This window comes from Deltaproteobacteria bacterium, from assembly GCA_009930495.1.
In the GTDB taxonomy this organism is placed as follows: Bacteria; Desulfobacterota; Desulfovibrionia; order Desulfovibrionales; family Desulfomicrobiaceae; genus Desulfomicrobium.
The window spans coordinates 1-6,636 of sequence record RZYB01000147.1; the positions used below are offsets into that span (position 1 = coordinate 1).

5 protein-coding genes are annotated in these 6,636 nt (G+C 61.2%); 4 read left to right on the plus strand and 1 reads right to left on the minus strand.

What is annotated here, in order from left to right; genetic code table 11:
• Positions 1–2,501 (minus strand): hypothetical protein (locus EOL86_11045; protein NCD26110.1); only part of this gene is annotated, 2,501 nt, incomplete at its 3' end.
• A 127-nt stretch (positions 2,502–2,628) separates the two neighbouring features.
• Between EOL86_11045 and EOL86_11050 the strand changes: the two genes are divergently transcribed.
• The 4 genes from EOL86_11050 to EOL86_11065 all read left to right on the plus strand — a co-directional run bounded on the left by EOL86_11050 (position 2,629) and on the right by EOL86_11065 (position 6,448).
• Positions 2,629–3,183: a LemA family protein gene (locus EOL86_11050; protein ID NCD26111.1), complete on the plus strand. Its 555-nt coding sequence runs from the start codon at positions 2,629–2,631 to the stop codon at positions 3,181–3,183.
• A gap of 123 nt (positions 3,184–3,306) precedes the next feature.
• Positions 3,307–3,714 carry an SAM-dependent methyltransferase gene (locus tag EOL86_11055; GenBank protein ID NCD26112.1) on the plus strand — a complete coding sequence of 136 codons (408 nt, stop codon included), beginning with the start codon at positions 3,307–3,309 and terminating at the stop codon, positions 3,712–3,714.
• Positions 3,714–5,009: a ParA family protein gene (locus tag EOL86_11060; GenBank protein NCD26113.1), complete on the plus strand. Its 1,296-nt coding sequence runs from the start codon at positions 3,714–3,716 to the stop codon at positions 5,007–5,009. Before EOL86_11055 ends, EOL86_11060 begins: the two co-directional genes overlap by 1 nt.
• A complete protein-coding gene (locus EOL86_11065; GenBank protein ID NCD26114.1) occupies positions 5,006–6,448 on the plus strand; it encodes a hypothetical protein in 1,443 nt (480 codons plus the stop codon). The genes EOL86_11060 and EOL86_11065 overlap by 4 nt, the downstream gene beginning before the upstream one ends.
• Positions 6,449–6,636: the final 188 nt, after the last annotated feature.

Here is a 6,636-nt window from a genome sequence, read left to right on the forward strand (position 1 = left end):
TGCCATTGATCCTGGAACAGGGTGGCCACCAGTTCCGGGTGGGCGGTCTGGTTGCCCTGGGGCGAGACGGTCACATAGTCGAACTGGGCGGCCTGGCGCGGGGTCAGCTCCATGGACGCGGGCCGCTTGATGCCCGGATAGAAGGCATAGGCGTGGACGGGGACGCGGAGCCGCGCGGCCACGCCCCGGCCGCCCTGCTCGCGGACCCGCGCCGTGATTTCGGCTTCCAGGGCCAGGGGCGGGCGCAGATCGTCCGGAATGTCCACGCGAAAGCCGCGCCGGCCCTCGGCGTCGAGTCGGTCCTCGGTGGTCAGCAGGGGCACTGGCTCGAAGGTCCGGCCAGGGTCGCCGAAGGCGTAGCCTTCAAAACCCTTGGGATTGAATCCGGCCGCGATCAGCCGGGTCTTGGCCGTGACCGCGAGGTGCGCGGCCGGAGGGCCGAACAGATAGCGCGAGGTCACGTCAAAGGGCAGGGCCGCCCCTGGCGCGGCCGCATCCGGCGCGCCGCTGATATCCACGCTGATCCGGTCCGGGATGAAGTCCTCGACCTGATAGGCGTAAGACCCGATGGTCAGACCGCCGCTTTCGATCTGGAGGGAATACTGACCGGTCAGGGACCAGTCCGGGATGTCCAGGCTGAAGGCGGCGCGGCCGTCGGCCGCGGACAGGTTCAGGGTGCGCAGGATCTGGCCCTGGGGGTCGCGCTGCTCCAGGGTCAGAGGCATGGACGGCGGTGTGCCGAGCCTGCCGTCCCGGACCAGAATCACGCCGTCCAGGGTTTCGCCGGGGCGGTAGATGTCCCGTTTGCCATAGACGTAGGCCTGGAGACCCGAGAGTCCGACGGATGTTCCACTGACATCCAGGCCCGTGGTGTCGATCTGGAAGCGCTCCAGAAAGACGAAACTGAAATCTTCGCCGCTTCTGGCCTGGATCATGGCCGGATCGCCGTGCTCGTCGTCGCCGGGCTGGAACGGGATGCGGGCCAGCCCTTGGGCGTCGGTCCGGGCCGCGCCCAGAACCTGATTCTTGGAACTGAGCAGTTCCACCTCCAGACCGGGCAGAGCCGAGAGAGAGGCGATGGAATTGGCCCAGACCAGAAAGCCGCCGCTGTCTTTCTTGACCACCAGACCTATGTCCGTGCGCAGGACCCAGCGCGTGGCCCCCCGGTACTCCGAAGGCAGGTTCAGAGTCAGTTTGTACAGGCCGGGCCGGTTGTCCGGGATGAGTTCGGCCATGGACAGGGTGCGTTCCTCCTTGATGTTGGGTCGGGAGGACAGGTCATACGTTTGGCGGAAGATCTCGCTGCCCAGATGGTAGGGCACGGAGTCGCCGGCGAAGTCCTGGTCGAAGATGGAGTAGCCGTAGTCCTGGAACAGGGCGCTCAGGTTGTTGGGAAAGACCCGGCTGACGGTTAGCTCCACGCTGTTCGTGTTGACATGGTACAGGCCAAGCAGGCCGTCGCCCTGGCGGGGCAGGAACATGCCCCTGGCCGTGAAATCCACGCCGGGCGGCAGATCCGGCATGCGCACGCGCGTTTCCTGGGGCGCGCCGAGCACGGCTCCGTCCTCGGCCGCGAGGCCCTGCCCCAGGCGCAGGGTATAGGTCGCACCGGGCCGGAGCGCGCCGGTCAGGGTTGCGGTCTTGCCGTGGGTCGAGATCTGAAGCTGGACGTCGGGCTCCACCGCGACATATCGGCGCAGCGCGCTGGCGGCCACGGGAGCCGAGAATTCCAGGTCGACACGGTTTTGGTCCAGGTCCGACTGGGGGCTGACATTGACGAGCCGAAGCTCCGGGTCAAGGCGAACGGTCACTTCGCGCCGCAGTTCCACGCCCAGGGTCAGGGTCTTGTCGGCCAGGGTCAGGCTCGGGTCCAGCCGCAGGGTCAGCGCCCGGCCGGCCGTGTCCTTGCGGATGGGCGCGCTGCGGAATCCGAAGTTCGTGGACCGCCAGTGGGTTTGCAGACGCAATTCCACGGCCGTGCCGTTGGCCTCGGTCAGGCTCAGGACTGGCAGAAGGGCTTCCGGATTCACGGCTCCGTTGAAGACCAAGCGGCCTTCCAGCTCGACCATGTCCGGCCCGGCCTCGGAAGCCAGCTCGTTCACGGTGCATTCGGTCACGCTGAACGCGCCGGTCTTGACGACCAGGGCGCGGCTGTCGCGCAGACCGGACTGAGCGAAGGCGTCATCCAGGGTCAGGGCGTACTGCATGTCCAGGGGCAGGGGTGTTTGGGCCAGAAATTTCAGGGTGTAGGGGTTGGCCCAGACCCATTGGCCGGGAACGTCCGGGTTCAGAACGGCCGGATGGGGCGCGGCCCGGACGGCATCCGGCGCGGGCTGGTCGAATTCCACGCTGATGGTCGTGCGCAGGGCGCTGTCCAGGCTGACGGAGGCAACGCCAAAGCCCGTGGCCTGTCCCAGATAGCGATCCTTGAGCAGCCAGGCCTGGCCAAGGGAGACGAGAAGCAACAGGGCAATGATCCAGTTTTTGGCCGACGCGGACATACGTACCTCGCGGTATGGGTGATGTGGTGCGCATGGTCTGGCAAGGACCGGGGCAAAAAGCAAGGCTTGGCTTTTCAAGCGCCGGGGCTTGTTCTACAGAATGGGCTCATTCAACCAGGGAGGACGTATGACGGGTCTTGCAGTTGTCGTGGGGCTTGTGGTCGTGGTCGCGGCTTGGGCCATCGCCGTTTACAATGGTCTGGTGCGCAAGCGGAACATGGTCGAGGAGGCCTGGAGCGGGATCGATGTCCAGCTCAAGCGGCGCACGGATCTGATCCCGAACTTGGTGTCCACGGTCAAGGGCTATGCCGCCCACGAAAAGGGCACCCTGGAAGAGGTGGTCCGGCTGCGTAATCTGGCCCAGAACGCCCACGGCGTGGGCGAGACGGCCCAGGCTCAAGGCCTCCTGGGCGCGGCCCTGGGCAAGCTCATCGCCCTGGCCGAGAGCTATCCGGATCTGAAGGCCAACGCCAATTTCGCCCAGCTCCAGGCCACCCTGGGCGAGATCGAGGACCAGATCCAACTGTCCCGCCGCTACTACAACGGGGCCGCACGCGACCTGAACATCGCCGTGGAATCCTTCCCGTCCAACCTCATCGCCAGCCGCTTCGGCTTCACCAAGGCCGAATTCTTCGAATTGGAAAGCGCGGCCGAGCGGGCCGTGCCGGTGGTGGAGTTCTGAATTCGCTCATGGGGATGTCTCTGTCTTGAGGCTAGTTAGTTATTTCGGTATGTTGCTGTGTTGTTGAGAGCGAGGCTTGGTTCGCGAGGCATCCGTGGCGCCATGATCGGCTTGGAGAAGGGAATGATCAGTGATTTTTGGGACGCGCATCACCGGCATTGGGAAGACGCGAATTTTTTGTATGACGCCTCCAGATGGGCCAATGCCGATCATCTCTACGGGATGGCGGCTGAATGCGGTCTGAAGCGGTTGATGCAGGTTTTTGGCATGCCCATCGACGCCATGGGCAGGCCTTCCAACAAAGATGATCGGCGGCATGTCACTGACATATGGACGCGCTACGAAACCTACAGGTCCGGTCATGGCCAAGCCTGGTATTCGTTGCCCAACAATCCATTTGTGGATTGGGATGTCTCGCAACGCTATGCGCGCCGATCCGAGTTCGATCAAGCGCGTGTGGACGCCCATCGCCAGGGAGCCCAGATCGTGCGAAATTTGCTTTCCAGAGTTGAATTGGAGAAACCGATATGATCATTTTTTTTGATCAAATTTTGCCCTTACTGGCGGAGGCGCTCCGCGAATGTGGCGAGGATTTGAAAAAGATCGGGCCAATGGTCGTCAACCGAGACTTGGCTGGGCGTGTTCGCTTGGTGGTCCACGAACAGGTCCAGGACAATCGGGAGGCCCGCGCCATTCTTGAGGGTATCTCCCGAATTCTTGCCGAGAAACTTGGGCCACACGGCGTTTCAGCTGACCGCATGGTCCTCTTTGAACCCTCGCTTGATGCGGTGAAACAGGGCGCTCCTCAGTTTCAGCTTCAGGATTTTGACGGCGTCACCGTGGTTGATCGCTTGGCCACGGATACCGATTGGGCCAACATCGCCCCGATTTCCGTCGGGCCGCCTCGTCTTGTGTTTTTTTCGATCAAGGGTGGCGTGGGGCGATCCACCGCCCTGGCGGTCGCGGCCTGGTCCCTCGCACAAGCCGGCAAACGAGTTTTGGTGCTGGATCTTGATTTGGAATCTCCGGGGCTGTCGAGTTCCCTGCTTCCATCTGAACGCCGTCCGGCTCATGGAATTACGGATTGGCTGGTGGAGGATCTGGTGGACAACGGCGCTGACGTCTTCCGGGACATGGTCGGCATAAGCGATCTCGCCCGCGACGGAGAAATTTTCGTGGCTCCGGCCCACGGGCGTGATCCAGGAGAATATGTGGCCAAGCTTGGACGGGTTTGGATGTCCAAAACGCATGACGACGGATCGCGGGAACCCTGGTCCAGGCGGTTGAATCGACTCCTGGACGAACTGGAAGCGCATTGGAAACCGGATGTGGTTTTGATCGACTCGCGCGCGGGTATCGACGAGGTGGCTTCGGCCTGTGTCACGGATCTTGGTGCCGCTAGTGTGCTCATGTTTGCCCTTGATGGTGAGCAGACATGGTCGGGCTATGGCATTCTTTTCCGGCATTGGAATCAAACCGGGGTGGCGCGCGAAATCCGCGATCGCCTCCAGGTGGTGGGCTCCATGATCCCGGAAGTGAACGGCGCTGAGTATTTCGCGGGGCTGCGCGTGGGAGCTTGGGAGGCATTCATGGATGCTCTTTATGATGAAGTGCCGCCTGGCGAGCCTGTTGGGAACAGGTTCAGTTACGATGAACCCGATGTGGCGGCCCCGCATTTTCCGTGGCCCATTCACTGGCATCGCGGATTTGCCGCCCTGTACTCCCTGTATTCCCGGTTGCCTCAAATTGATGAAGGCAGGTCGCGAGAAGTCTTTGGCGTTTTTCTTGAAGGCGTCCATGCTCTTGTTGAAGGGAGGATTGCATGAATTTTTGTCCCAGGGAGATTCGATACGCACTCATCGAGGCCCTCCCTCTTTCCGCGTCGAACTTCGGTGAGACACCCGATCGACGCGTGATGTACGTGCCTCCCGCGCATATAAAGGCCCTACGTCTGGAATCCTCGCTGGTTGTGGGGGCGCGGGGGGTGGGGAAATCCTTTTGGACCGCAGCCCTGAATGATCCGGCGTTGCGTGAAATGTTGGGGCAGTCGGTTCGTGAGCTGGAAAAGACCCAGGTTCACGTTGGGTTTTCAGGCAAGCAGGATATTGCTTCGCGTCCGGAATCCGCTGTTTTCGCCGATCTCATGGAGAAGGGCTTCACGCCATACGACGTGTGGCGCGCTGTTGTGGTGCGTTGGTTAGGGCGATTTTTGGGCGAAGAGCCGCCCATGCAGGACTGGGATGCCTCCACGATGTGGGTGAGGGAGAACCCGGAACCAGTGGCGAAGATCATGCAATCGGCCGATGCGAAATTTACGTCACACGGGGAAAAAGGGCTCATTGTTTTTGATGCTCTCGACAGAATCAGTACTGACTGGTCGGACATGGATGGCATTGTGCGGGATTTACTCCGCGTCGTGCTTGATTTGAAGTCGTTTTCATCGATCTACGCCAAGGTTTTTCTACGGGATGACCAGTTTGCCCGCACCGTGGCCAATTTTCCCGATGCGTCCAAACTGTCGGCCACGAAAGCCGAGCTGACATGGCAGCCCCATGATCTGCATGGTCTGATCTGGCAGTTTTTCTGCAACGCACCGGACAAGCACGGCGAAGTCTTGAGAAGCGTTTATGAGCGGGTGCAGGGTAGCCCTCCGTACAATCTCAATGACGTCTGGATGCTTGCGGACGAGGTCAAACGGGATGGACTCCCCCAGCGCGCGTTATTTGAAAAGCTGGCCGGGCCATGGATGGGACGGGATCGGCGTCGGGGCGTGCCGTATGTCTGGTCCGTGAGCCATTTGGCCGATGGCAAGGGACGCACGTCGCCCCGTTCGTTTATCGCGGCCATGAGATCGGCGGCGGAAGATTCTCAGGAAAAATACCCGGATTATGAGTATGCCTTGCACTATGAAAGCATCAAACGCGGAGTCCAGGAAGCCTCGCGGATTCGCATCGATGAAATAACCGAGGATCATCCGTGGGTGACAGCACTTCTTGAGCCGTTGAAGGGACAGAATGTCCCCTGTGAATTTTCCTCCATCGAGGAGCGTTGGCAACAGATTTTTCCGGCTGGTTTCAACTCCGTGGTGAAAGATCGTCTCCCCCCTCAGCATAAGGAACGGGGATGGGCCGGGCTTCTGGAGGATCTGGAACGGCTTGGGATTTTTGAAAAGATGAAGGATAGCCGTATCAACATGCCTGACTTGTATCGCGTTGGCTTTGGGCTGGGCCGTCGCGGCGGCGTGAAGCCCACGAAACAAAGCTAAGGGCCGAATTCTTCGAGCTGGAAAATACGGCCGAGCGGGCCGTGCCGACGGTGGCGTTTTAGGGGGTGCAATGCGGCGACGGATCATTCTGTTTACGTTGTTTTTTCTTGCCCTGGCCGCGCCCTTGGGGGCCCAGGGCGAGCGTATTCTTGATTTTTTTTCCACGATTTCGGTCGAGCCGGACGGCT